Genomic DNA, 24,958 nt, shown 5'->3' on the forward strand with positions numbered 1-24,958 from the left:
CCGGCCGTCGGCACCTTCTACGAGAAAGGCCCTAATATGAAAGAGAAGTCCTTCGAACCCGGTCGCGACAACATCGTGCTCATCGGCATGCCCGGTGCGGGCAAGTCGACCTTGGGCATCGTGCTGGCGAAGATTCTCTGCATGGATTTCGTCGACGCCGACCTGCTCATTCAGCAGTCCTGCGACAAATCGCTCCAGCGTCTCATCGATACTCTGGGACCCGATGCCTTCCTCGAGATTGAAAACCAGGTGCTTTCCGAAATGTCCTTCGAGCATTCCGTCATCGCCACCGGCGGCTCGGCCATCTACAGCGAGCCGGCCATGAAACACCTGTCCGAAATCGGCCGCGTGGTGTATCTGAAGATCAGCTTCGACGAGCTGAAGTGCCGTCTGGCCGACTTCTCCGAGCGCGGCGTGGTTATGCGCGACGGCATCGGCATGAGCCTGCGCGAGCTTTACGACGAGCGCTTGCCGCTCTACGAGAAGTACGCCGACATTACCGTGGATGTGAACGATCTGTCCATCACCGCCGCCGCCCGCAAGGTCGCCGCTGCGCTGAAGTAGCGGCTCGGCTTCGCATCGACGGGAAACCGGCGGAAAACAGCGCCACTTTTCGCGGGGCGTTCAAAATACCCTGATAATATCGCCTAACTTTAGCCCGCTGTAGGGTAGAATACAGGCATGTCTTGCGTCGGAAAGAGGCCGGCGCGTATATCCGAGGCCGTTTTCCTGCGACGAATCCCTGGTTTGGGCGTGTCTATCGCGCTCTATTGGATTCGACCGCAGAAAGGCGAGCCCGTTTGGAAGGCGATCCAGGTTGCAGGGCCTGGCGCGCTTTCGGAAAGGAAGCATCTATGGCCGATTTGAACGAGATGCTCGTCGCTTGGACTGGTGAGATCGACTCCTTTATGTACACCTACATTCTGGTGATCTTGCTGGTGTTCGTGGGCATCTACTACACCATCCGCACCAAGGCGGTGCAAATTCGCTACATCAAGGACATGTTCACTCAGCTGACGGAGAAAAAGCATGTCCAGGGCGAGAAATCCATCTCATCCTTCCAGGCCCTCATGGTGTCCACCGCCTCGCGCGTGGGCACGGGCAACATCGCCGGCATCGCCACGGCCGTGGCCACGGGCGGTCCGGGCGCCATCTTCTGGATGTGGCTCATGGCGCTTATCGGCGCGGCTTCGGCCTTCATCGAGTCCACGCTCGCGCAGATCTACAAGATTCGCGGCAAGGAGGGCGAGTTCCGGGGAGGTCCGGCCTACTACATCCAGCAGGGCCTCGGGAAGCGCTGGCTCGGCATCATCTTCGCTTGGGCGCTCATCCTGTGCTTCGCTTTTGGCTTCAACGGCCTGCAGGCCTTCAACATGACCTCGGCGCTCGAGTACTACATCCCCGACTACGCCACCAACGGCACGGCGGTCGGTGTGGGCATCGTGCTCATCGTGTTCACCGCTTTCGTCATTTTCGGCGGCGCGAAGCGCATCTCCATCATCACCTCCATCATCGTGCCCATCATGGCCATCGCCTACATTCTTATTGCACTGTGGACCACGATCACCAACATTGGCGAGCTGCCGGCCGTGTTTGCCACCATCTTCCAGTCGGCCTTCAACTTCCAGTCCATCGCCGGTGGCTTTGCCGGTTCGGTGGTCATGCTCGGCATCAAGCGCGGCCTGTTCTCCAATGAGGCCGGCATGGGCTCGGCCCCGAACGCCGCCGCCACCGCCAGCGTGTCGCATCCGGTGAAGCAGGGCCTCGTGCAGAGCCTGTCCGTGTACATCGATACGCTGCTCATCTGCACCTGCTCAGCTATGATGGTCATGGTGTTCTGGGTGCAGGATCCCGAGGCTGCCATGGCGCTCAACGGCATGCCGCTCGTGCAGATGGCCGTGAACAACGCCGTCGGCGAGGTGGGCATCCACTTCATCACCTTCGCCATCTTCGCCTTCGCGTTCTCCAGCCTCATCGGCAACTACTTCTATGCCGAGACGAACTTCCGCTACATCTTCAAGAACACCAAGTGGGGCATGCTCATCTTCCGCGTGCTGTGCCTGGCTGCCATCTTCTACGGTTGCGTGAACAGCTTCGATCTGGCGTGGAATTTGGCCGACATCTTCATGGGCTTCATGGCCATCATCAACCTCGTGGCCATTCTGCTGCTCGGCAAGTGGGCCTTGGCCGCGCTGGATGACTACACCCGTCAGCGCAAGGAGGGCAAGGATCCGGTGTTCATCGCTGCCAGCGTGCCTGGCATGCCCGCCTGCGAGTGCTGGACCACTGCGGATCTGCCGAACTTCGGCGACAATCCGGTGGAGGAGTACATCGAGGAAGCCGCATCGCTCGACTCGGAGGGCTTGAGGTAGAGGCTTTTACCCGTAGGGGCGGTGCTTGCGCCGCCCCGCAATCGACACCTTGCGCCCTAGTGCTATACTTTCCCGGAACAAAAGGCGGCCCAGGCGGCCGCATTAGGGGAGGGCGTAACAGCTATGATCGATATTCCAAGTCCGGCTGTGGCCGTCGTGGGGCGGCACAACTCCGGCAAAACGACGCTCATCGAGCGGCTCATCGCCGAGCTGGTGGGCCGCGGGCTCGACGTGGGCTCCATCAAGCACCATTCCCATCGCGGGTTCGATATCGATATTCCCGGCAAGGACTCCTACCGCCACAGGGCCGCCGGCGCTTCCGAAACGGTTATTGCGGCTCCGGGGCAGGTGGCGCGCATCAAGACCGTGGAAGACGAGGTGGAGTGCAGCGAGCTGGTGCGCTCGATGCCGAATCACGACATCATTGTGGTGGAGGGCTACCGCAAAAGCGGGTTGCCCACCATCGAGATCATGCGCTCGGGCAACGAGGCCGACTGCCGTGCGGCTCGCCTGTTCGTGAAGGCGGCCCGGGAGGGCCTGCCTTTGACGACGGACTTCACGCAGCTGGGGCGCGCGGTCGACCGCGCGGGCAACGCGGCTGGGCGCGACGGCGCGGGCGAAGTACCGGGTTTGGGCAAGATGCCGGGTGCGGGCGAGGTGTCGGGCGCGTCCGACTACTCGGCTGCCGCTGATGCTGCGGCCAAGATGCCTTCCACCAACACGGTGGCTGTGGTGACCGACATTCCCGAGGCCGAGGAGGCTGCGGCGCTCTATGGCATTCCCGCCATCGGTCTTGAAGATGTGGCCGCTTTGGCCGACTTCCTTTCCGAGCACTACGTGCGGCCGCGCGTCACGGTGGTCATCCAGGCCGGTGGCGAGTCGCGGCGCATGGGGCAATCCAAGGCGACGGTGCCCTTCGCGGGACGTCCCCTCATCTGCCGTCTCGTCGAGCGTCTGTCGCCCGTGGCCGATGAGCTTATCATCACCACTAACGAGGCCGACAGGCTGGGCTTTCTTGCCGATCTGTATCCCGATCTGGACATCAAGCTCGTGGGCGATGCCTATAAGGAGCGTGGCGCGCTGCCGGGCCTCTACACGGCGCTCGCCGCCGCCGAGAACCCGTACGTGGCCGTCGTGGCCTGCGACATGGTCTTCGCTAGCGCCCGCTTAGTAGTGGCCGAGGCTTTGTCCATGCACGAAAGCGGAGCCGACGTGGTGGCTCCCTCCAACAAGCACGGCTTCGAGCCGCTGCATGCCATGTACCGCAAAGAGGGCTGCCTCGGCGCTGTTCACGCTCGCACCGAGCGGGGCGAGAAGCGCGTGCAGAGCTTCTTCGACGACCCGGCCGTCACGGTGCTGCCCTTTAACCAGGACCGCGTCCTGGAGGTCGAGCCCCGCGGTGGCTGCTTCATCAACGCCAACACGCCCGAAGAGCTGGCTCGCATCGAGCAGTCCTACCTCGGCGAATAGCAGAAAGGGGTTCGCGCCATGCCGAACTTGAACGATATCATGGAGATGATGGACGCCCTGGAGACGAAGGCCATCATCACGATCCCCACGTTCTGCGTGGCTGTGCGCAACCGCCACTCCTCCTGCTGCAAATGCGTCGACGCGTGTTTGGCCGACGCCATCACCATCGAGAAGAACGAGCTGAATATCGACGCTGGGGCGTGCGTGGCCTGCGGGGCCTGCGTGGCGGTGTGCCCTACCTCGGCGTTGGTTCCCATGGATCCGATGCCCGACGACTTGGCCGGCGCTGTGGCCGAGACGACCAACGCGGCTAATGGCCTGACGGTCATCGCCTGCGCCCGCAAGGCGGCCCGCAACGTGGGCGACCCCGATAAGTACGCGGTGGTGCCCTGCCTCGCCCGCATGGAGGAAGAGCTGCTGGTGGAGCTGGTGGCTCGCGGCATTCCGGAGATCTGCCTGGTGGACGGCGACTGCCGCACCTGCAAGTACCGGGGCGCGGTGCCCGCCATCGACGATACCGTGGAGTCGACCCGCACCCTTATCGAGGCCATGGGGTCGGACGCGCAGATCACGCGCACCTCGGAGTTCCCGGCTTCGGTGCAGGTGGAAGATATGCGCAAGGCCGTCGGCGCCGCCCGGCGCGAGTTCTTCACTTCCTCGGGCCACTACGCCAAGGACGTGGCGAAGTCGGCCGCCGAGAAGGTGGTGAACGAGAAGCTGGCGCAACTGCATCTGCAGAAACAGGAGCAGACGCTGCGGGAGAAGCTCGGCGTGAAGAACGGCGCGGGCAAGATGCCCACCATCGAAGCCGAGCGCAACATCGCTATTCTGGATGCCATGAGTCGCATCGGCGATCCCGATGAGCCAGTTGTCGACGAGATGTTCACGCGCATTTTCGGCGATATCGCCATTGATGCCGAGAAATGCTCCGGTTGCGGCATGTGCGTCATGTTCTGCCCCACCGACGCCCTGCGCAAGGCGGTCGATCGCCATCCGGACGAGGGCAAGGCGTATCTGGAGTTCCAGGTCTCCGACTGCGTTCAGTGCAACCTGTGCGCCGATGCCTGCTTGAAGAAGTGCATCGAGATCGTACCCGTCGTCTCCATGGAAGAGCTGTTCGATTTCGAGCCGCGCCTCGTGGAGATTTCCGCCGCTAAGAAGGGCAACAAGCTCTTCAATCGGAACAAGTAGCAAAGATTTTCTTGTTTCTGGTCACAAAATCGAGTTCTGGGTTTTTCTGAGAGCAAACTGTCCTCACGTCCCTATGTACGCCCTAGAAAAATAGATATAATTAATCGTTGTGTGCACACCTTTCATGAGAGTGCTCGGGAAAATCCGCTCGACGAAACCCAGAACTCGATTTTGTGACCAATTCTCTGATTAAGATTGTCTGTGCTATACTAGCGAGCGCTCTAGTGCTTTAGCACAGTAAAGAAGTAAAGTGGGGAAGGCGAGAGACTTTCCTGGCGTACCTTTTAGGGAGGACGGAATGAAGAAACTGACGAAGATCGCCGCTGCAGCTGCGGCTCTGTGCCTGGGGGCCGCGCTTCTGGCCGGCTGCTCGGGTTCCAACGACGCGGCCGATAACGCGGCCGACAATGGCGCTGCCGCTAACCCCGATGCCACGACGCTCATCGTGGGCCTGGACAACGCTTACCCGCCCTATGGCTTCATCGGCGACGATGGCAACCTGACCGGCTTCGACATTGATCTGGCCACCGAGGTGGCCGCGCGCAATGGCTGGAACCTCGAGCTTGAAGCCATCGACTGGGACGCTAAGGACGCGCTGCTGAACCAGGGTACCATCAACTGCATCTGGAACGGCTTCACCATGGAGGGCCGCGAGGCCGACTATACGTTCTCGAAGCCCTACATGCACAACGAGCAGGTCGTTGTGGTGAAGAAGGACTCGGGCATCAGCTCGCTGGATGATCTTGCTGGCAAGAACGTCATGACGCAGGTCGACTCCGCCGCCCTGGACGTGCTGGAGGGCGACCAGAAGGATCTGGCCGACACCTTCGCAGGCGGCAAGGCGCAGACCATCGGCGACTACAACAACGCCTTCATGCAGCTGGAGTCCGGTGCGGTGGATGCCGTGGCTTGCGACCTGTCCATTGCGGACTACCAGATGGCCGCCAAGCCCGATATGTTCGTGAAGCTCGAGCCCCTGTCCACTGAGAACTACGCCGTGGGCTTTGCCAAGGATGGCGACGCGGCCATGGTCGACGCGGTGAACAAGACGCTGAAGGAGATGTACGACGACGGCACCATCGCCAAGCTGTGCGAGAAGTGGGGCGAGTACGGTATCTCGATCGACAACTGGGTTCTCGTTGATTAATTGCTTCGCAATTAATCAACGCTGACGCTGCGGTTCCGACGCTTTGGGTTCGTTCGCCCTGGCGGGACGAACGAACCGGCCGACGCTGCGGCTCCGACAGGCACCTGCCCTTGCCATTCAGCGCTTTCCCTCACGGCCCGAAGGCCGCTCGGCCGCGCTTCAAGTCAATTGCAGGCACCTGTCGAACCCTCGCTGATTTCCTTGGGCGAACCAGCGAAGGGAAGAGTTTTAATTAATCGGGAGGGCGAGGCTTTTTGGAGGCCTTGCCCTTCTTGTGGGTTTAAGAGCGACGATGAGAGGACGTGGAGATGGAATTCTCGGTCATGATGGGGATTCTCATGGAAGGTTTCGCCCTGACGGCGGAGATCTTCCTCATCACGCTGGTGGGCTCGCTGCCTTTGGGCGTGGTGGTCGCTCTGGCGCGTATGAGCAAGTTCAAGCCGCTGGCGTGGCTGGCGCAACTCTACATCTCCATTCTGCGCGGCACGCCGCTTATGTTGCAGCTCATGGCCATCATGTTCGGGCCTTACTATCTGTTCGGCCTGAATATGGGCAGCGATTGGAAGTTCTGGGCCTGCGCTATCGGCTTCATCCTGAATTACGCCGCCTACTTCGCCGAAATCTACCGTTCGGGCATCCAGTCTATTCCGCGCGGCCAGTACGAGGCGGCCGAGGTGCTGGGCTACACCAAAGCCCAGACCTTCATGAAGATTGTGCTTCCCCAGGTCATCAAGCGTATTCTGCCGGCTATGGGCAACGAGGTCATCACGCTGGTGAAAGACACGTCGCTCGCCTTCGTGCTTGGCATCATGGAGATGTTCTCCGCCGCGAAGGCCTTGGCCGCCAGCGAGGTGTCCATGGTTCCCTACGCCATCGCGGCTCTCATCTACTGGGTGTTCTGCCTGCTCATCGAATTCATCCTGAACCGTGTCGAGAAGCGTCTCGATTATTACCACGACTAGGAGGCGTTTCATGGAAAGCAAAGCGGTCGTAAGCCTCACCAACGGCAAGAAGGCGTTCGGGGACAACGAGGTTCTGAAGGATATTTCGCTGACGGTGAATGCCGGCGATGTGCTGGCCATCATCGGGCCCTCGGGCGGCGGCAAGTCGACGCTTCTGCGTTGCATGACGCTGTTGGAGACGCTCGACTCGGGTGATTTGTCCTACGGCGATCTCACGGTGTGCACCAACGATGCCGCGGGGCGCGCTGTGTACGGGGGCAAGGACGTCATCGCCGCCGCAAAGACCCGTTTCGGGCTCGTGTTCCAGAATTTCAACCTGTTCCCGCACTACACCGTGCTGCAGAACGTCACCGATGCGCTCATCTGCGTGCAGAAGATGCCGAAGGACGAGGCGCTCGCTCGCGGCCGCGAGCTTCTGGCTCGCATGGGGCTGGCGGACAAGGAGTCGATGGTGCCGTGCGACTTGTCTGGCGGTCAGCAGCAGCGTGTGGCCATCGCCCGGGCCATGGCCATGAACCCGGACGTGCTGTTCTTCGACGAGCCCACGAGCGCGTTGGATCCGGAGTTGACCCGCGAGGTGCTGAAGGTCATCCGCGATCTGGCGGCCGAGCACATGACCATGGTCATCGTCACCCACGAGATGGGCTTTGCCCGCGATGTGGCCGACCACCTCATCTTTATGGACGGTGGCGTCATCGTGGAGCAGGGCCCGGCCAGCGAGGTCATCAACAATCCCCAGCACGATCGCACCCGCGCATTCCTGGCGAATTACGATCGCGACTAGGCGCTCGCTTGCGTTCTCGCATCGCCTCGAGGACGCCTTGAAGGCGACTCGAAAGCGGCTCGGCGGCGGTCGGCGCGGGGTGCGGTGGCCCATGCACGGTCGGCGTGCGTCGTTGCATCTCCGCAGTGGTTGGCGCGCGTACACCGATTGGTGTATCTCTGTGACGCAAGCGTGACGATGGGTTGCCATAACGGTTGAGAAGTTCTAGAGCGTGCTAAGGTTTGGCGCACATAAGGACAACCTTACGCGAAGGAGCCTTCCATGACCGACACCAATAGCACCCCCACGCCTCCAGGCGACTCTGCCTCGGGCGGCCACACCCTCGCATCGCAGCAGCCGGTACCGCTGCAGCCGACTCAGCCTGCGCCCTACAGCGCCCAGGGCACTCAGCCCTACGGCGGTCAGCAGGCTTATGCGGGCCACGCAGGCTACGGAGCCCAGCAGCCCTACGGCTACGGAGCCCAGCAGGCGCCCGGCTCCGCGCAGCATTCCGCCAGCCAGCCTTATGGCCAGCAAACTTACGAGGCCGAGCCCGTGTCGATGCATGCCCAGCACGCGGCTCCCAAGGGCAACGGCGGCAAGACCTTCCTCATCGCCTTCGCCGGCGCGCTCGTGGCCTGTGTACTCGCCTTCGGCGTGTGGGGCATTACGAGTGCGATGATTCCGGGCAGTTCTGGCTCGGGTACTTCAACGGTCGTCACCGACCCCTCCACCGGCGAGACGACGGTCATCGCGCCCAGCGAGGATCCGACGCTGGCCGAGGCCGTGTCCGCGAAGTGCTTGCCCTCTGTGGCCGCCATCACGGTGTACGCCGAGGCTTCCCAGAATGACGCGATGAGCCAGTACTTCGGCTACCAGTACGGTGGCCAGGGCGACGGGTCGGGCGATCTGGTGGCCTATTCCCAGGGATCTGGCGTCGTGCTGACCGAGGATGGCTACATCATCACCAACAACCATGTGGTGGAAGGCGGCAGCGCCTACGAGGTCATGGTCGCCGGAGAGACCTACGAGGCCGATCTCGTGGGCACCGATCCCTCCTCCGACGTGGCCGTGCTGAAGGCCAAGGACGCCAGCGGTCTTACGGTTATGGAGCTTGGCGACTCCGACAACCTGACCATCGGCGAGTGGGTTATGACGTTGGGCAGCCCCTTCGGCTTGGAGCAGTCGGTGGCCACGGGCATCGTATCTGCCACGAGCCGCTCCCAGATTATGGACGCCCAGGAATCGATGCAGTCCGGCGGCACGGGGGAGATTACCATTTACCCGAACATGATCCAGACCGACGCGGCCATCAACCCCGGCAATTCCGGCGGCGCGCTGGTGGATGACGAGGGCAAGCTCATCGGCATCAACACGCTGATCACCTCGTACTCCGGCAACTACTCCGGTGTCGGGTTTGCCATTCCCGTGAACTACGCCATCAACTTGGCCCAGCAGATCATCGCCGGTGAGACGCCGACCCATGCTCAGCTCGGCGTGAGCCTCTCCACGGTGAGCGCGGCGACGGCATCCCGCTACGGCCTGCCCGTCGACGCCGGCGCCTACGTGGCCGCCGTCACCCCCGACTCCGGTGCGGCTGCGGCGGGCATCGTGCCTGGCGACATCGTCACTGCCTTCGATGGACAGGCGGTTGAGTCGGCTTCCGACCTCATGCTGGACGTGCGCACCAAGAACCCCGGCGACACCGTCACCCTCACGGTGAACAGCGGTGGTCAGGAGAAAGAGGTGCAGGTGACCCTGGGCGACGACTCCGCTAGCCAAAAGGCCAAGCAGGAGCAGCAGAGCCAGGAGCAGTCGATGAACGGCTACAGCCTGGAAGACCTCTTCGGCCGCCAGCGCTAACCGGCGTGACGCGCGGGCGTGTGCCGCTCACTGCGTCCACGTCACAGCTCGATCAATCTCGGCCCCTCCTCGGAGGGGCCATTTTAATGGCTAATAATCCTGGCGCACCATGGGAAATATAGCGCCATCTGCTAAGATGCGCCGCAAATCATGTCATATTCGGCATTCGAGGTCTTGCGTCTGCCGCATACTAACTGCACTATCCCATGATGCGCAGAGGAGCGTGCAGTGAGGTTCGGCCCTAACGTAGTGGAGCACGCTCCCTTTTCCATCCCCATGATCGGCAACACCGCGACTGGCTACTCCATCGGGCTCACGCCGGAGGGCGCCGCCGTGTGCCATCGCATGTTTTCCGAGGACGTGACCGAAGCAGAGGTCGCCGCAGTGCATGCGGATTTGCCCGCCCATTTGCGCCGTGGCGGCTTTGTCGTGGAAGATGTGGAGGCCGACGACGTAACATTGGGGAAAGGCGTGGAAGGCGTCGAACGTGCGGAAGGCGTCGGGGCTGGGAATGCCGCTGCGGCTGCATCCGCGCCGTCCGCGTCCGCTGTGCCCGCGCCGCTGCAGTCGGCGTACCTGCACGTCACCCATCATTGTAACTTGAACTGCATCGGCTGCTACTCGGCGGTGGACGCCCGCAATGCGCGGTGCGATCTTACGCTGGACGAGCTGCGGGGCATCATTGACGCCCTGGCCGATGCAGGCTGCCGGCATGTGGTTATTTCCGGCGGTGAGCCCTTTCTGCGCGACGATTTGCCCGCCATTGTCGCTTACGTGCGCGAGCGCGGCATCGCTTCGGTGGACGTGCTTACCAACGGCACGGCCGTCACGCCGGAGAAGCTCGCCGCCATCGCGCCCTACGTGGGCCGCGTCTCGGTGTCCTTCGACGGTCCCAACGCCGAGGCGGCGCCGGTCATCCGCCGCGAGCCTTTGTTCGAGCGTCTCGTGGCAGCGGTTGAGATGATCCGCGAGGCGGGCATTGCGCCGCACATCATTCCGACGGCCCATGCGGGCAACATCGACGCTTTGGGCGAGTACGTGGCTTTGGCCGACTCGCTGGGGGCCACCATGAACTTCAGCCTGCTGTCCGCACCCGTGGAAAGCGACGAGTTGGCAGCGGTTCTTCCTGACGATGCGGCGCTCGAGCGTTTGGCGCAGGCAACGCTGGCCCTGTCGCGCGACGGGGTGCCCGTGTTGTCCGACACGCCGGTGAGCACGCGCTTGACGACGACGTGCGGCTGCGGGGCGGGATGCGCCATGGTAAGCGTATCGGCCGATGGCGAGGTGTTTCCCTGCCACATGATGCACGACGAGGCCTTCAGCCTGGGGTCGCTTGTGGAAGACCCCAGCTGCTTGAGCGCGCGCCATGCTCCTGCCCCGCGCGTGGACGAGCTGGCCGCCTGCGCCGACTGCGACATCCGCTACCTCTGCGGCGGCGGTTGCCGCGCTCGCGCCTATTTCGCCACGGGCGACGTCGAGGCCCGCGATCCCTATTGTGCCCTCATGCGGACGTTCTACCGTCTGCTTTTTGAGGCCATGTTAGGTCGCAACCAAAGAAAGGAGGAGGAATCATGCTGTTCTATAGCGATGCAGAGCCGCTGAGCATCTGTGCGGTGATTGGTCCCGACCACACCCATTGTGTTCAGATCGGGTTTTAGCTGTACATGGATCTGTGCAATCCGGCGTTGGCCTTTTGCGTCGGATTGCGCTTGACTGCGAAAGGAGGTCTGAGAAGTGACGAAGAGCAATACTTTAGAGCAATCGCTTAAACACGCCTCGCATGTATGTCGAGTGATCAATGTGATGCTGACGGTATTGCTAATAGGCGCTGGTCTCATTTGGTTAACGGCATTGGTCATGTCTTTCGCTCAGCTTGGCGCGGCAGGATTCGATGGCATGTCGCTTGTTGCGTATATAGTGCTTTATGGAGTCCTTGTACTTGGCGTTTTGGCAATGCTGAAGCTTATCTTCAAGGATGCAGTCAATAGCGAAACGCCATTTACAGAAAAGCAGGCAGATCGCCTCAGATTCATTGCGTTCCTTGCGCTCATGTTTGCACTTCTCGAATTTGCATTTACCCTCGGGGTGACATTCGAGGTAGTTCCACGCATAGGCTACGATGTGATAGTAAATAGAGGGTCAACTGAGCCTGTTATAAGTATTAATGTTGGAGTACTCGTCTTTTCTGCTATTATGTACTCACTTTCGGCAATATTTCGATATGCTGCGCTGCTCCAGCAACTCAGCGACGAAACCGTGTAAGGGAGCTGATGTGCCTATTATTCCTCGTCTCGACCGAGTGATGGCGGATCGTAAGATGTCTGTCAACGAACTCTCTCAGCGCATCGACATCTCGCCGGTGAACATTTCGCGCATGCGCCGCGGCCACATCAAGGCCGTGCGTTTCTCCACCATGGAGCGCATTTGCGAAGTGCTCCAGTGCCAGCCGGGCGACCTGTTTGAGTACGTTTCCCCCGAGCCGGGCACCGATGAGGCCGTCGAGCTGGATGCCATCATCAACCGCCCCATCGAGGAGCCGGCCCGCAAGCCCATCGGCGCCGTCTCCCGCATCCCTGTGAACGTGGCCAACTAGTCTTTGCCACAACCCGCACCTCACAGGACGCCTCACCGGGCGTCCTTTTTCATGCCCGCGAAACACCCCCGAAAAGTGCTCCCCGAGAGCTGCACCCCCGAGAAACACATTTTCAGGAAACGCGCCTGTGCTCCGACGCCCCTTTTTGCAGCATCGAGGAGGTTCCGTAGAGGCAGAAGGATCGACCTCGTCAGATGAAGGACGTCTTTCTGGCAAGTTTTCCAAGCTTTTCGACATGGCCTGTTTGCAGTGGATCAACTGATGACATTCAAGCTGTCTAGATCTCGCCGAAGATTGCTGGGAACGTCATCGGGAGCAACACGGCGGGCACGATTCGGGCCGGCGAGCGTCTCGACAGGACTGTCGATCTTGTGCTGAAGAGGAAGGACATCTGGGACGAGATCCAGATGTCCCAGGCGACGAGGAAGGCTCGGGATCTGTCGAGAGCGGACACAGTGAAGACGACCGTGGGGAAGAGGAATGGGTCGGCAGCCGATGCTTTCAAGAAGGAATACGGGAAAGACTCGGTGCCTGCTGGTTACGATGTCGATCATGTAATAGATCTTCAGCTGGGAAGCGCCGACCATGTGAGCAACATGCGCCCCCTCGACGCCAGCGTCAACCGGAGCATGGGAGCTCAGATACGCTATCCGATAAAGGATCTTCCAGAAGGCACCAAATCGGCAACGTGATATTCGAGTGAAAGGAAGCGAGATGTTCGACTTGTTCAAGAGGAGGAAGGGCCGCGGGGCCCGGCGGAGGGCGACCCCCTCGATGTTCGCGGAGTTTCTGGAGTACTTCGGGGAGGCCCCGGTCCTCGAGGACGGGGCGGCCGATCCCTACGACGCGTTCATCGACGGCCTGGGCGGCCGGTCGTTCGGCGATGGAGTGTTCAGGGTGTTCGAGCGCAGTGATCTCGAGGGATGGCATCGGGTGGTGTCCGGATGCTTCACGAAGCTTCGCAGTGAGTTTAATCTGATCGGATACGATTGGATGGGGCGGTGCTTTGCGGTTGATCAACGGGACGGCGATGGGAAGGAGCTCGTGGTTCTCCTGGAAATCGCAACTCTCGATATGTACTATATCGGGAAAGACGTGGCAGTCTTCCTGAACGAGGTTATGCCGAATCAGAGCGAGGCGTGTCTTGGGGTCGGGAGGTATCGGGAGTGGCTGGAGGGGCATGCGCCCGTGGGACGCATGGAATGCGGCGGCTACAGGATCCCTCTCTTCCTCGGCGGGGAGGACTCCCTGGAGAACATGGAGGTCTCCGACATGGAGGTGTACTGGGATATGACTGACCAGCTGTGGGAGGCCGTGAAGGACCTGCCCGAGGGCACCAAGATAGGCAACATCAGCTTCGAGTAGGGCGAGTCCCCCCCCCAAACCGGAATGAGGCCTTTGAACGGCGATCTGAGCGAGGTGCTCGATGATTTGGGTCTCCGCTACTTCGAGGGAAATGCCAATTCGCTTCGTGCGGGGCAGGTCTTTATGAAAGCCGGCGCTTGAACCTCACGCTGCTGACGTTGTGCGCGATGGTCAAGTACCCATGGGGCGTTCGCGAGGCCGTCTTTATCTCCGCATCCTGTTCGCCAAGGATGGTAGAGGAAGGCGACGGGGGAAGGGCATGGCCGCGGTCGAGATCGTCCCCTGCGTGAGGCTCGGTTCCATTGTCTTCGGCGAGAAATCATATGAAATGGATGCGAATGCGGAGCTGTCGGAAGGCCCTATTGTGACGAAAGGTCGATAGCCGAGGTCGGCGAGGGGCGGGCGGGGACTCCGATGCGACTCTGCTGCGGCACAAGTGCGGTCGGCGCGGGGAACTGACCGGGGCATTCCCGCGTCATTTCTGCGGTCGCTCTGTCGTAGGCTTGGGGAATCGTGATGTCCGATGAGAGGATTCCGCCATGCCGAAGAGATTTCTGAAGTTCTCCGATCGATGGATGTTCAACCGCGTGCTATGCGAAAAGGAGGTGTGCCGCAAGGTCCTGCGCGCCGCGCTGGGGATAGAGGTGGGCGAGATAACCTACCTGAACGCCGAGCAGGCGAAGGAGCCGGCGGCGGCGAGCCGCGGCGTCCGCATGGACGTGTTCGCGCGGGAGGGAAGCCGCGTGTTCGACATCGAGATGCAGGTCTCCCCCGAGGACCGGATAGGGCGCCGGATGCGCTACTACCAGGCGGCGATCGACGCGACGGAGCTGGGCCCCGGGGAAGATTACGGGCTGCTCCCGGAGAGCTTCGTCGTGTTCTTCTGCGCGACCGACCCCTTCAGGGCGGGCGAGGCCGTCTACTCGATCGAGCGGGTCTGCTTGGAGGCCCCGGAGCTGGTCGCGGGGGACGACTCGCACTGGCGCGTGTTCAATGCGTCGGCCGCCGAGGATGTCGCCGACCCCGACCTGCGCGATTTGCTACACTACGTGGCGACGGGGCGGCCCGAGGGCGCGCTGTCCCGAGAGATAGACTCCCTCGTGGAGGAATACAACCGTGACCGGGAGTGGGTGACCAAGGTGCTGACCTACGAGCAGGATACCGAGATGCGCTGCCGCCGGGCAGAGGCCAGGGGCATGGAGCAGGGCATGGACAGGCTGGGAACTCTCGTCGGCCTCCTTCTGGACGCGGGGCGCCTCGACGATGCCAGGCGGGTTTCCGAGGATGCTGCCTATCGCGATGAAATGCTCGCGGAGTTCGGGCTGAAAGCGAGCGAGTAGACAACGGGAAAGCGTCGCGGAGAGTTGCCCTCCGCTGCGAATGCTATCGGCCTGGTATGAAACTATCACCTTAAAATTATTGAAAACGTGCTAGTATATTAAATACATTATGAGGTTACCGTACCGCAGCGGAGAAGAGGCGGCCGTGTGGGCGCCTGCAGGATCACGCAAAAAGCGGCTTTCTGGGCGGATGGGAGCATGCTATGCCTATTGTGTCGAAGTTGAAGGTGGTCATGGCCGACCGCGACATCAGCGTCAACGAGCTGTCGGAGAAGGTGGGGCGTTCGGCGGTGAACCTCTCCCACTTGCGCTGCAATCGCTCAAAAGGTATTCGGATCTCGCTGCTGGAGGATTTGTGTCGCGAGCTGCACTGCCAACCGGGCGATTTACTCGTGTACGAGCCGCCCGCTCGCGAGGAGCAGGACTGACCGAGCCGGCGGGTGTCGCCGAGGCGTCTTTCGTCATCTTTCCTTTAAAAAGACACGGGAAAGATGCTTAAGAGCTTGCACGAGCCTTTCGCTCGCTCGCTCGCTCGATTGATGGGGGGCGAGAGGAAGTTCTTCGCCTTAGAAGTTGATGAGGGCGCCCAAGGGAACATCGAGGGCATCGGCGATTTCGATATATTTGGCGATGCCCGTGTTGTGCTTGCCGGCCTCGATGCGGGCGATGACGGCTTGGTCGGTGTGCACCATGAGGGCAAGCCTTTGCTGGGAAAGGTTCTGGGCAATGCGATGCGCCCTGATCTGCTGACCAAGCGAGTGAATGCGGGCTTGCACCTTTTCCTGTTCGTCGTTCATGGGGCCAAGAGTACGTTGATGACGAATCAGTCATAGGTCATATATGACATAACTCGGCAATTTCTGAAGAATGGGCGCACGGGAAGAGTGGCTGCCTGGCGTCTGCGCGATATGCGTTTCTGCCCGCAGTGGTCTGCACGACGGTTTGCGGTTCAGCGGGAGAGGGTTCGGGTAAGCCCCTATGCTCGCGCCTCAGCACTGAGCTAATTCTTTGATCTTGGAAGGCTGACGCTGCGTTGGCGAGGGACTTCGGGTAATATGTATCCGTTTACAAGATCCTGCCGACGAAGGGATGTACTCGATGGCGAACGAATACAAGTACGATCGCGTGCTGCTCAAGCTATCTGGCGAGGCGCTCGCCGGCGATCAGGGGTACGGCATTGACCCGCGAGTGGTCGATGACCTTGCCGAGGAGATCGCCGAGATCGTTCACGATGGCGTGCAGCTGGCTGTGGTTGTCGGCGGGGGCAACATCTTCCGCGGTTTGGCCGGATCGGCCGAGGGCATGGATCGCTCCCAGGCCGATTACATCGGCATGCTGGCCACGGTGATGAATGCGCTCGCTCTGCAGGACGCCTTCGAGCGCCACGGCATCTTCTCCCGTGTGCAGAGCGCCATCAATATGCAGGAAGTGTCCGAGCCCTACATTCGCCGCCGCGCGATCCGCCATTTGGAGAAGGGGCGCGTCGTCATTTTGGCGGCCGGCACGGGCAATCCCTATTTCACGACCGATACGACGGCGGCCCTGCGCGCCTGCGAGCTGGACGTCGATTGCGTCATGAAGGCCACGAAGGTCGACGGCGTCTACGATGCCGACCCGATGAAGAATCCCGACGCGCACCGGTTCGACCATATCAGCTATATGGAGGTGCTGAGCCAGGGGCTGCATGTCATGGATGCCACGGCCACCTCGCTTTGCATGGACAACGACGTGCCCATGATCGTCTTCGATCTCACCAAGCCGGGCAACATCAAGGCCGCTCTGCAGGGCGAGCCGGTGGGCACGGTGGTCGAGTAGGCACCTGGGGCGCAGGCCGCGCCGGAGCCGCTTGTCGGCGCGACAGCGAGGACGAGCGTATGCCGCGGGTCGCGAGGCTCGTGGCGGATTCTAGAAGGATTTCAGGGGGAGGAGCCCCTGAGTGATTAGGGAGGAAACCCTCATGGCAGATATCGACGAGATTCTGATGAGCGCGGAAGAGCGCATGGAAAAGGCCATCACGGCGCTGAAGGAGAACTTCATGGGCGTGCGCACGGGCCGCGCCAACGCCATGGTGCTCGACCGCATCAAGGTGGACTACTACGGCGTGCCCACGCCGGTGAACCAGATGGCTGGCGTGAAGACGCCCGAGGCCCATCTGCTGGTCATCGAACCTTGGGACAAGGGCATGCTGCGTGCCATCGAGCACGCCATCCTCGAGAGCGATTTGGGCGTGACCCCGAACAACGACGGCTCGGTCATTCGCCTGCCGTTCCCGAGCCTGACCGAGGAGCGCCGCCGCGATCTGGTGAAGCAGTGCAAGACCTACGCCGAGGAAGCGCGCGTGGCCGTGCGCAATGCGCGCCGCGACGCGAACACCGCGATCGAGAAGGCCGTGAAGAACGACAACCTTCCCGAAGACGAATCGAAGCGGGCCGAGGCCGAGATCCAGAAGATGACTGATCGGTTCGTTGCCGAGGTCGATGAGGTTCTGAAGAAGAAGGAAGCCGAGGTCATGGAGATCTAGGGGGTTCACTGGCTTCACGAACGACCGGTGGGTAGGGATGAATAAGGATTTAGATTACATATTTCCGGATCCGCCCGAGGGGGTTGATCCTCGGGCGCTTGATCCGGAGAGGATTCCCGAGTCGGTGGCCATCATCATGGATGGCAACGGGCGCTGGGCCAAGAAGCGCGCGCTGAATCGCCTGAAGGGCCATAAGGCCGGCATCGAGGCGGTGCGAGAGGCCATTCGCTGCGCGTCGGATCTTGGGGTGCGCTATCTGACCATCTACTCGTTTTCCACGGAGAACTGGAAGCGGCCCGAAGATGAGGTCGTGGGGCTGATGGATCTGTTCGCCAAGACCATGCTCGCCGAAGTGGACGGCCTTCATGAAGAGGGCGTGCGCGTGCGGACGATTGGCGATCTCTCGGCGCTTCCCGCAGAGACGCGTGAGGCCTTCGATGAGGCCTGGGAGAAGACGCGCGACAACGACGGTATGACGCTGGTGGTGGCCGTGAACTACGGTGGCCGTCAGGAAATACTGCGCGCTTGCCGGGGCTGCATGCGCGAGGCGGTGCTTTTGGGCGAAGAGACCGGGGAAGTGATAGAGCCCACCGAGGAGATGTTCGAGCGGGGGCTGTACACGTTCGGGATGCCCGACCCCGATCTGGTCATTCGCACTTCGGGCGAGATGCGCATCTCGAACTTCCTGCTGTGGCAGATCGCCTATTCCGAATTCGTGGTCACCGATGTGCTATGGCCCGACTTCAACCGCTACACCTTCCTGGAGTGCCTGCTCGAGTATCAGGGGCGGAACCGCCGTTTCGGGGGCGTGGCCTAAATGCGCGGGGGGATTTCCGACGAAGAGAAGAAGGATCGAGCCCGAGCGGCGCGCGAGCGATTGCGCCGAGGCGACCATGGCCGTCGTGTGCGTTCGGAAGAGCGCGGAAGCGTGTCAGCTGCGCGTGGGGCGGCGGCTTCTGACGGGATGAGTGCGTCCCCTGACGAGGTGAGTGCGCCCTCGGAGGAGCGCACTCATTTGCTCGACCGGCTGCAGCCCGATGAGGAACGCGACTTGCCTCCCGTCGTCTGCGATGCGGAATCGGCCCCCGAAGGCCCTCCCTGGCACTACGACCTCTCCGATGAGGAGCGCGCCGCCCGCGAGGAGAAGCGCGAGACGCGCCAGGAGAAGCGCGATCGCCTGAAGCAGAAGGCGCTGAACAAGACGCCGGACAAGCTGCGCAATCCCTCCGATCTTCAAGTGCGTTTCCGTACCGGGGTAATTTACACGGCGGCGACGGTCATCTGCGTGCTGGCCGGCAACATCCCCATGGTGCTCATGCTGATGGTTGTCGCTGGCATCTGCGCCGGCGAGTTCTTCTACATGCTGCGCTCCGATGCGAAGCTGCCCAACGAGATGCTCGGCATTATTGCGGCCGTGCTCTATCCCCTAAGTGTGTACATTGCCGGTCTGGTGGGCGCGATGCTGGTGAGCTTGGCTCTTCTGCTGGCCCTCTTGGTGTGGTACGTGTTCTGGCTGCGGGCCCGCATCCCCGATGTGGGGGTGAGCTTCTTCGGTGCTGCCTACACGGGCCTTCTGCTGTGCGGACTGGTGATTATCCGTGTGTCGCTGCCGGCGCCGTGGGGCGGCGCCTGCGTGCTTCTGCTGTTCTTGTCGGTGTGGGCCAACGATGCCTTCGCCTATTTGGTGGGAAGCAAAATCGGGAGGCACAAGCTGGCACCGCGCACGAGTCCGAAGAAGAGCTGGGAAGGGTTCATCGCAGGTCTGGTGGGGTCGGTGATATTTTGGTGCCTCATGACGCTGGTGCCCGGCATCACCATGGCCATTCCTCAGGCTATTGTCTTCGGCATCATTTCCGGCTGCATGGGAGTGCTGGGCGATTTGGCGGAGAGCCGCATCAAGCGGAATTCCGGGTTCAAGGACTCCGGCACCATCATGCCCGGCCACGGCGGCCTGCTCGATCGGAGCGACTCGCTGTTCCTCACCTCCATCACGGCAGCTATCCTTCTGATAGCCGGCGGTTGCATTCCCTATGCTCTTTTCTAGGCGATCCGTCCCGGTTCGCTCTTTGCGTGTCCTGTCATAGTGAAAGGGGTTCTCATGGCCAAACGGCGCATTGCGGTACTCGGCTCTACGGGATCCATCGGTACCCAGACCCTCGATGTCGTGCGTCAGCACGGCGATAAGCTGGAGATCGTCGGTCTTGCGGTGAACAGCTCCTTGGATGTTCTGCTCGCTCAAGCCCGGGAATTCGGCGTGCGCCATCTGGCGGTGGGGAATGCCGCTTTGGCGAACGATCCCCGTTGCGATGAGGCGCGGGCCCTCGTGCGGTCGCTGGCCGTTCCCGAGGGCCAGGAGGACGCGGAGGCGAGCTTCGGCGTGGGCTCCGAAGCCGTCGTGGCTCTCACCCAACTGCCCGAGGTGGATGTCGTCGTGAACGCCCTGGTAGGGGCAGCTGGCTTGGAGGCGAGCTATACGACGCTGAAGGCGGGCAAGGTGCTCGCTTTGGCCAACAAGGAGTCGCTCGTGGTGGGTGGCGACCTCATTATGCCGCTGGCAGCAGCGGTGGATGCGGATCGTCGGGCCTCCGGCGTAGCTCCGGCGACAGGGCCGGCCGGGGCGCTCATGCCCATCGATTCGGAGCACGGGGCCATCTACCAATGTCTGCTCGGAGAGAATCCGCGCGAGATCTCGAAGCTGTGGGTGACGGCTTCGGGCGGCCCGTTCCGAGGCAAGACGATCGCCGACCTGGAGGCGGTCACGCCAGCTCAGGCACTGGCCCATCCCACCTGGAACATGGGGGCGAAGATCTCCATCGATTCCTCGACGCTGATGAACAAGGGGCTCGAAGTCATCGAGGCGCACCACTTGTTCGCGATGTCCTACGACCAGATCGAAGTGGTAGTGCAGCCCCAGAGCGCCATCCATTCGATGGTGGAGTTTACCGATGGGTCGGTTCTGGCTCATTTGGGTACGACCGATATGCGCATTCCCATTCAATTTGCTCTCTCCTATCCCGAGCGGTGGGAGGCTCCCGTGAGACCGCTCGATTTTCGGACGTTGGGCTCGCTGGAATTTGCGGCGCCCGATGTGGATACGTTCCGCTGTCTTGCTCTGGCTCGTCATGCAGGTGAGGTGGCGGGCACGCTGCCCGCCGTCATGAATGCCGCCAACGAAGTGGCGGTGGCAGCATTTCTCGCCGAGCAGATCGGCTACCTCGATATCGCCTGCTGCGTCGAGGCGACCATGGACGCCCACGAAGGGGCAGGCGTCCAAGTCGTGGAGAGCCTCGAGCAGCTGAAGGCCGTCGACGCATGGGCCCGCGCCTTCGCAAGCGAGTGGGCCCGGGGGCGGCAGAGTTAGCGGCGCCGCCCCCGGAAGCGTTCTCAGCGGCGCTTGCGGTAGGCGACGAAGGCAGCGCCGGCGCCGGCGACGGCGAGCAGGGCGACCAAACAAATCACCGTAAGGCTCTCGTCTCCCGTTTGAGCGAGGCGAGAGGCTCGGGCGACGCGCGTCGGCTCGGGCTCGTCGGCCTCGGGCTCTGCGGGCTTTTCCGGCTCGTCGCCGCCGGTCGGCGGCAGCGGCAGGTCTGGATAGGCGTAGGAGACGGTCTGCCCCTCATCCTCGATATCGGCGTGGAGGGCCACCTCGATGTCGTCGTGCAGCAGCGATTCGAAGACCACGAGGCTCACGCCATCCAAGTTGGCGCCGGGAATGGTGATCTCGACATCCACCGTGCCCGAGGGTTCCTCGGGGATGAACCGGTGGCTTACCATGACCACTTTATCCTCCACGAGCCACGGGGCGTTTTCCTCTTTGTCCATGAGCACGGCGGATAGCTCGTACTCCTCGCCGGGGGTCAGTCCCTGGTAGCTGACGGTGTCGATGATGGTGACCTCTTCGGCTGGCACGCCTTCGTGAGTGCCGGTGGCGGCGTCGACGGCCGTTGTGCCGATGGCGATAGGGCTTACGGCGATGGTCTGCTTGCGGTCGGCGAGATCGCGGTGCGAGGCTACTTCGACGCCATCTTGCAGAAGCGTCTCGAAGACGACGAGGTTGGTGTCCTCGGTGATCGCCGAGGCGTCGAAGGCGAAGGTCACGTTCGCGTACCCGTTGTAATCCTCGGGAGTGAACTCAAGCTCGGCGGTGACTTCTTCCTCATTCACGAGGAACGGCTCTCCGGTGGCTTTGTCCATGAGGGTTCCCCGAAGCAGATAGGGCTCTTCGGGTTCTAGGCCAGAATAAGTGACTCGGTCGATGACGACGGCCTTGGTGTCGGCGCTGATCTGCGTGTCGTACAGATCGTCGGACAGACCGTCGTAGGCACTCGTGCGGATCGTGGGCTTGTCGGTGCCCGTGTTGTTGAGAGTGCCTAAGTCGACGACGAGCCCCTCATCGCTCTCGTCAACCACGATTTCATCGCGGATCATCTCGAAGATTGCGTTGGCCGGGCATCGAAGCTCTTCCAGCTCGTACGTGTCAAAGGGCAGTGCGCCCAGTCCATTGTCCGCAGCGACGGACGCCCCTTCGGCATTGAGACCGAACCAGATCCCCGCTGTGGCATCAAGGGCCTCGGTGTCCAACGTAAGCGGCATCTGGAAGCTGCCGTCAGGAGCGGTGAACTGCGCGTCGTTGGCGTTCGTGTTCGCGTCGTGGGGATGCCCCGGGGTAGATTCCGTGGAAGCGAGCCCGTTCTTGTCCGTGACGAGGATGTGCCATTCGCCGGTCGTCTTCGAGGTGAGCTTGAAGGGGATGCCGGCCAGCTTTGCGGCGCCGTCGACGCGCTTCATGAAGCGCAGATCGGTGCGGGCGACGCGGTCGGTGACGAGATCGCCGTTCTGTTCCGCATCGAAGGTCTCGATAATCTCGCCATCGGTGTCGGCATCGGTGACGTGGCGCACGTGCACGGTCTCGTCGAGAAGGTAGCCACGCGGCGCTTTCACTTCCTGGATGGCATAGGTGCCGATGGGAAGCGCGATGCGACCGTTGGAGAGCTTGTAGAACGCATCGCCTGCCACCTTGTAGGGAAGCTCTTCGGTCGTTCCGTCGGCCAAAGTGTGCGTGAAGCTGCCCTCCGCCTCGTCGAGCAAGAAGGCGCCCTCGTCGTTGGTGCGCACGACCCAGCTTGCTTGCGGCTCGAGGGTCTTAAGGGCATCCAGAGAAGCATTCTTTGTCGCATAATAATCGATGCGGAAGTGGGCATCGCCGAGGGTGGCGGCACCCTGCGCATGGCTCTGACCGCTTTGAGCATCCTTCTTCTGGATAAGAAGGGAGAGGGGATTCAACTTTGCCTTGTCGCTGACGGCAGTGGTATTCACGCGGGTGACGGAACGATCAGCGACGGTCACGGCATAGGTTCGGCTATCCAGAGCATAGCCCTCCAGAGGGCGCTTGGTCTCGCGCACCCAATAGGAGCCGATGGGCATCTCGTCGATGCGTCCGTAGCCGTCGGCATCGCCGTTCAGGCTCGTACGGATTTCGCGGACGAGCTTTGTGCAGGCCGAGTCCGCGTACACGCCATAGACGGCGCCCGCCAAGGTATAGCCGGGGTGTCCCATCGTGACCTCGGGATAGCCCGACTGCTTGAGCAAGTCGATGGAGCCGCGCATGGGTTCATCGGCAAAGGATACTTGGCACACGACGCTCTCGTCGCTGGTTGCCTCCACGGTCGCCTTCTGGACGGCGCTATTCAGGCGGAATCCGGGCGGGGCGAACAGTTCGCAGAAGTAATAGTCGCCGCCCTCGATGTCCTCGGCGACCGCACTTCTGCCATCCGCCCCGGTAACGAGGGTAAACGAAGCATTGGCCTGAGCCCAGGTGCGGGCCGCCTGCCAGCTTCCCCAGGCGCCCTTGGCAGCCTGCTCGGCCGCCGCTTCGGCGCTTGCACGAGTGGAGAAGGCGCCGAACACCGCGTTGGCGAGCGAGTAATTCCCGTTGGCGTTGGAGATGGCGGGGTTGGCGGAGGTTTTCACGACCTGGGCGCGCCCGGTGTTGATGGGCTCCACCAGCAGGTAGCCGACAACGTCCTGGAACTCCTTGTTGGTGGCAGCGGATCGAGCATCGATTTTGTAGTAGAACTTGTACCATCCGTTGTACGCGGATTGCGAGCCGGTGTAGGTGCCCTTGTAAGTGATGTAGTTGTCGCCGTTGGGGTTGCTTGCCACGGCGCCGTAGCCGTTGGAAACGCCGGCAGTACCGCAGGTGGCTTGGGCCATGGCGCGGTTGGTGGGTGCGCTTCCCCCGCTGTAGTTGGTGTCCTTGTAGTCGTTGCCCGTGGTGAGGAAGCGAGCGCGGTAGTCGCTGCCGGTGCGCGAGGTGGCGAAGGGCGCATCGGCGCCGTTGCGGGCGGCGATCGTCTCGTAAAGGAACGCGTCCACGACGGCGTCGAAGCTGCTCGATGCGGTGTTCAGCACGTAGTCGTTGAAGTTCGTTCCCTGGGAAACTCCGTTCACCCAGTGCTGAGAGGTGCCGAAGAAAGCGCCGAACCCATAGGAGCCTACCAGATCGCTGGGGAACCCATAGGCCTCCTGTTTGCGGGGCATGTCGACATCGAAGGTTTCGAGGCGCATATAGGGGTTGAGCGCGTAGTGCTTCTCGGTCTGGCCGGGGAAGGCGGCTGCGAAGGGGGCGATGCCGCCAGCCTCGGCGAGGATATCGGGAATGTCCGAGGCGATGGTCGTTGTCTCTTCGCCGATGGTGAGCTCCTGCGGACTCGTGTCGAGATCGGCGAGCACAAAGCGCTCATAGGCGGGATGTGCGGGCGACAGCTCGAAGACGATGCCGAGGGTTTCCAGAGTGTCCGCATAGGACTCGGGGATGCTTACGGTGCCCGCTGCGGCATCAAGAGAGCACTCATCGGTAATGTCGCGCTGGCGGTCGCCGAAGGTGGCGTAGTGCTCGTACACGGCGAAGCTGAGCGCCTCGTCGAGATCAAGCGCTCCACCCTCATCGACCGTGGCGACAATGTGCCCTTCTTGCAGGTCGTATGGCGCGGTGATGCTGGCGAAGTCGATGGTCTCGCCCGCAGAGTCTTTAAAATGGAACATGACGGGCACCCCCTCGGTTTCCGTGGCGACTGCCGAGGTCGCAGGGGCACACATCGCGGGGATGAGGCCCACGAGCAGTAGGAAGGCAAGAACCATGTTGAAAAGGGCGCGGCCTCCTTGGAGGGGCGGGCGCGCGGGGACGGGATCGAGTGAATCCACGGTGACTCCTCTCTGCGCGGCCACGTGTCCGCGCTGCTCGATTGACGAAAGAGAGTCAGGCGTGGGGCGCAATCGTGACGTCCGTGTCTCGAAGGAATGCGGGCTGGAAGGTTTGGCGTACGGCGCCCGATGCCTGACGCCGATAACCTTACGAGAGCCGAACCGTAG

The 24,958-nt window shown here is 61.9% G+C and carries 22 protein-coding genes; 20 read left to right on the forward strand and 2 right to left on the reverse strand.

Annotation, left to right across the window (positions count from 1 at the left end):
- The first annotated feature begins 36 nt into the window (after positions 1-36).
- The 15 genes from ACW4LP_RS03270 to ACW4LP_RS03340 all read left to right on the forward strand — a co-directional run bounded on the left by ACW4LP_RS03270 (position 37) and on the right by ACW4LP_RS03340 (position 15,494).
- Complete coding sequence (locus tag ACW4LP_RS03270) at positions 37-564, forward strand: shikimate kinase (protein WP_417177772.1); 528 nt, start codon at positions 37-39, stop codon at positions 562-564.
- A 290-nt stretch (positions 565-854) separates the two neighbouring features.
- Positions 855-2,372, forward strand: coding sequence for an alanine/glycine:cation symporter family protein (locus tag ACW4LP_RS03275; RefSeq protein WP_288219720.1), 1,518 nt, complete (start codon positions 855-857; stop codon positions 2,370-2,372).
- A 123-nt stretch (positions 2,373-2,495) separates the two neighbouring features.
- Complete coding sequence (mobB, locus tag ACW4LP_RS03280) at positions 2,496-3,842, forward strand: molybdopterin-guanine dinucleotide biosynthesis protein B (RefSeq protein ID WP_417177770.1); 1,347 nt, start codon at positions 2,496-2,498, stop codon at positions 3,840-3,842.
- Between the two features lie 18 nt (positions 3,843-3,860).
- Positions 3,861-5,033 (forward strand): 4Fe-4S binding protein, encoded by a 1,173-nt coding sequence (locus tag ACW4LP_RS03285; RefSeq protein WP_455803468.1) that lies wholly within the window; start codon positions 3,861-3,863, stop codon positions 5,031-5,033.
- Positions 5,034-5,331: 298 nt separating this feature from the next.
- A complete protein-coding gene (locus tag ACW4LP_RS03290; RefSeq protein ID WP_223901194.1) occupies positions 5,332-6,180 on the forward strand; it encodes an amino acid ABC transporter substrate-binding protein in 849 nt (282 codons plus the stop codon).
- A gap of 308 nt (positions 6,181-6,488) precedes the next feature.
- On the forward strand, positions 6,489-7,142 hold the full coding sequence (locus ACW4LP_RS03295; RefSeq protein WP_114538636.1) for an amino acid ABC transporter permease: 654 nt from the start codon (positions 6,489-6,491) through the stop codon (positions 7,140-7,142).
- Positions 7,143-7,152: 10 nt separating this feature from the next.
- Positions 7,153-7,926, forward strand: a complete 774-nt coding sequence (locus ACW4LP_RS03300; protein ID WP_256156363.1) for an amino acid ABC transporter ATP-binding protein — start codon at positions 7,153-7,155, stop codon at positions 7,924-7,926.
- Positions 7,927-8,187: 261 nt separating this feature from the next.
- A complete protein-coding gene (locus ACW4LP_RS03305) occupies positions 8,188-9,768 on the forward strand; it encodes a S1C family serine protease (RefSeq protein ID WP_256156364.1) in 1,581 nt (526 codons plus the stop codon).
- Positions 9,769-9,996: 228 nt separating this feature from the next.
- Positions 9,997-11,370, forward strand: coding sequence for a radical SAM/SPASM domain-containing protein (locus ACW4LP_RS03310; RefSeq protein WP_256156365.1), 1,374 nt, complete (start codon positions 9,997-9,999; stop codon positions 11,368-11,370).
- 132 nt (positions 11,371-11,502) lie between these two features.
- On the forward strand, positions 11,503-12,030 hold the full coding sequence (locus tag ACW4LP_RS03315; RefSeq protein WP_114538640.1) for a DUF2975 domain-containing protein: 528 nt from the start codon (positions 11,503-11,505) through the stop codon (positions 12,028-12,030).
- Complete coding sequence (locus ACW4LP_RS03320) at positions 11,990-12,361, forward strand: helix-turn-helix domain-containing protein (protein WP_455803469.1); 372 nt, start codon at positions 11,990-11,992, stop codon at positions 12,359-12,361. Before ACW4LP_RS03315 ends, ACW4LP_RS03320 begins: the two co-directional genes overlap by 41 nt.
- A 371-nt stretch (positions 12,362-12,732) precedes the next feature.
- Entirely contained in the window at positions 12,733-13,053 is a 321-nt protein-coding gene (locus ACW4LP_RS03325) for an HNH endonuclease signature motif containing protein (RefSeq protein WP_114538642.1), read from the forward strand.
- A 22-nt stretch (positions 13,054-13,075) separates the two neighbouring features.
- Positions 13,076-13,726 (forward strand): T6SS immunity protein Tdi1 domain-containing protein, encoded by a 651-nt coding sequence (locus tag ACW4LP_RS03330; RefSeq protein WP_114538643.1) that lies wholly within the window; start codon positions 13,076-13,078, stop codon positions 13,724-13,726.
- Positions 13,727-14,265: 539 nt separating this feature from the next.
- Entirely contained in the window at positions 14,266-15,066 is an 801-nt protein-coding gene (locus tag ACW4LP_RS03335; protein ID WP_451917917.1) for an Rpn family recombination-promoting nuclease/putative transposase, read from the forward strand.
- 203 nt (positions 15,067-15,269) lie between these two features.
- Positions 15,270-15,494 carry a helix-turn-helix domain-containing protein gene (locus ACW4LP_RS03340; RefSeq protein WP_114548230.1) on the forward strand — a complete coding sequence of 75 codons (225 nt, stop codon included), beginning with the start codon at positions 15,270-15,272 and terminating at the stop codon, positions 15,492-15,494.
- 138 nt (positions 15,495-15,632) lie between these two features.
- Here the strand turns inward: ACW4LP_RS03340 and ACW4LP_RS03345 are convergent, their stop codons facing one another.
- Entirely contained in the window at positions 15,633-15,863 is a 231-nt protein-coding gene (locus ACW4LP_RS03345; RefSeq protein WP_114548229.1) for a helix-turn-helix domain-containing protein, read from the reverse strand.
- A gap of 301 nt (positions 15,864-16,164) precedes the next feature.
- On the opposite strand from ACW4LP_RS03345, the gene pyrH reads away from it, so the two are divergent.
- The 5 genes from pyrH (at position 16,165) to dxr (ending at position 20,948) form a co-directional block, all read left to right on the forward strand.
- On the forward strand, positions 16,165-16,881 hold the full coding sequence (pyrH, locus tag ACW4LP_RS03350) for a UMP kinase (protein WP_114538647.1): 717 nt from the start codon (positions 16,165-16,167) through the stop codon (positions 16,879-16,881).
- A gap of 142 nt (positions 16,882-17,023) precedes the next feature.
- Positions 17,024-17,587 carry a ribosome recycling factor gene (gene frr, locus ACW4LP_RS03355; RefSeq protein ID WP_114538648.1) on the forward strand — a complete coding sequence of 188 codons (564 nt, stop codon included), beginning with the start codon at positions 17,024-17,026 and terminating at the stop codon, positions 17,585-17,587.
- 37 nt (positions 17,588-17,624) lie between these two features.
- A complete protein-coding gene (locus tag ACW4LP_RS03360) occupies positions 17,625-18,404 on the forward strand; it encodes an isoprenyl transferase (protein ID WP_022738414.1) in 780 nt (259 codons plus the stop codon).
- Between the two features lie 111 nt (positions 18,405-18,515).
- On the forward strand, positions 18,516-19,631 hold the full coding sequence (locus tag ACW4LP_RS03365; protein WP_306506244.1) for a phosphatidate cytidylyltransferase: 1,116 nt from the start codon (positions 18,516-18,518) through the stop codon (positions 19,629-19,631).
- Positions 19,632-19,685: 54 nt separating this feature from the next.
- A complete protein-coding gene (dxr, locus tag ACW4LP_RS03370; protein ID WP_451917918.1) occupies positions 19,686-20,948 on the forward strand; it encodes a 1-deoxy-D-xylulose-5-phosphate reductoisomerase in 1,263 nt (420 codons plus the stop codon).
- Positions 20,949-20,971: 23 nt separating this feature from the next.
- On the opposite strand, the gene ACW4LP_RS03375 is transcribed toward dxr, so the two are convergent.
- Positions 20,972-24,790 (reverse strand): VaFE repeat-containing surface-anchored protein, encoded by a 3,819-nt coding sequence (locus ACW4LP_RS03375; RefSeq protein WP_452039356.1) that lies wholly within the window; start codon positions 24,788-24,790, stop codon positions 20,972-20,974.
- Positions 24,791-24,958: the final 168 nt, after the last annotated feature.

The organism is Adlercreutzia sp. CNCM I-6215, assembly GCF_977072315.1.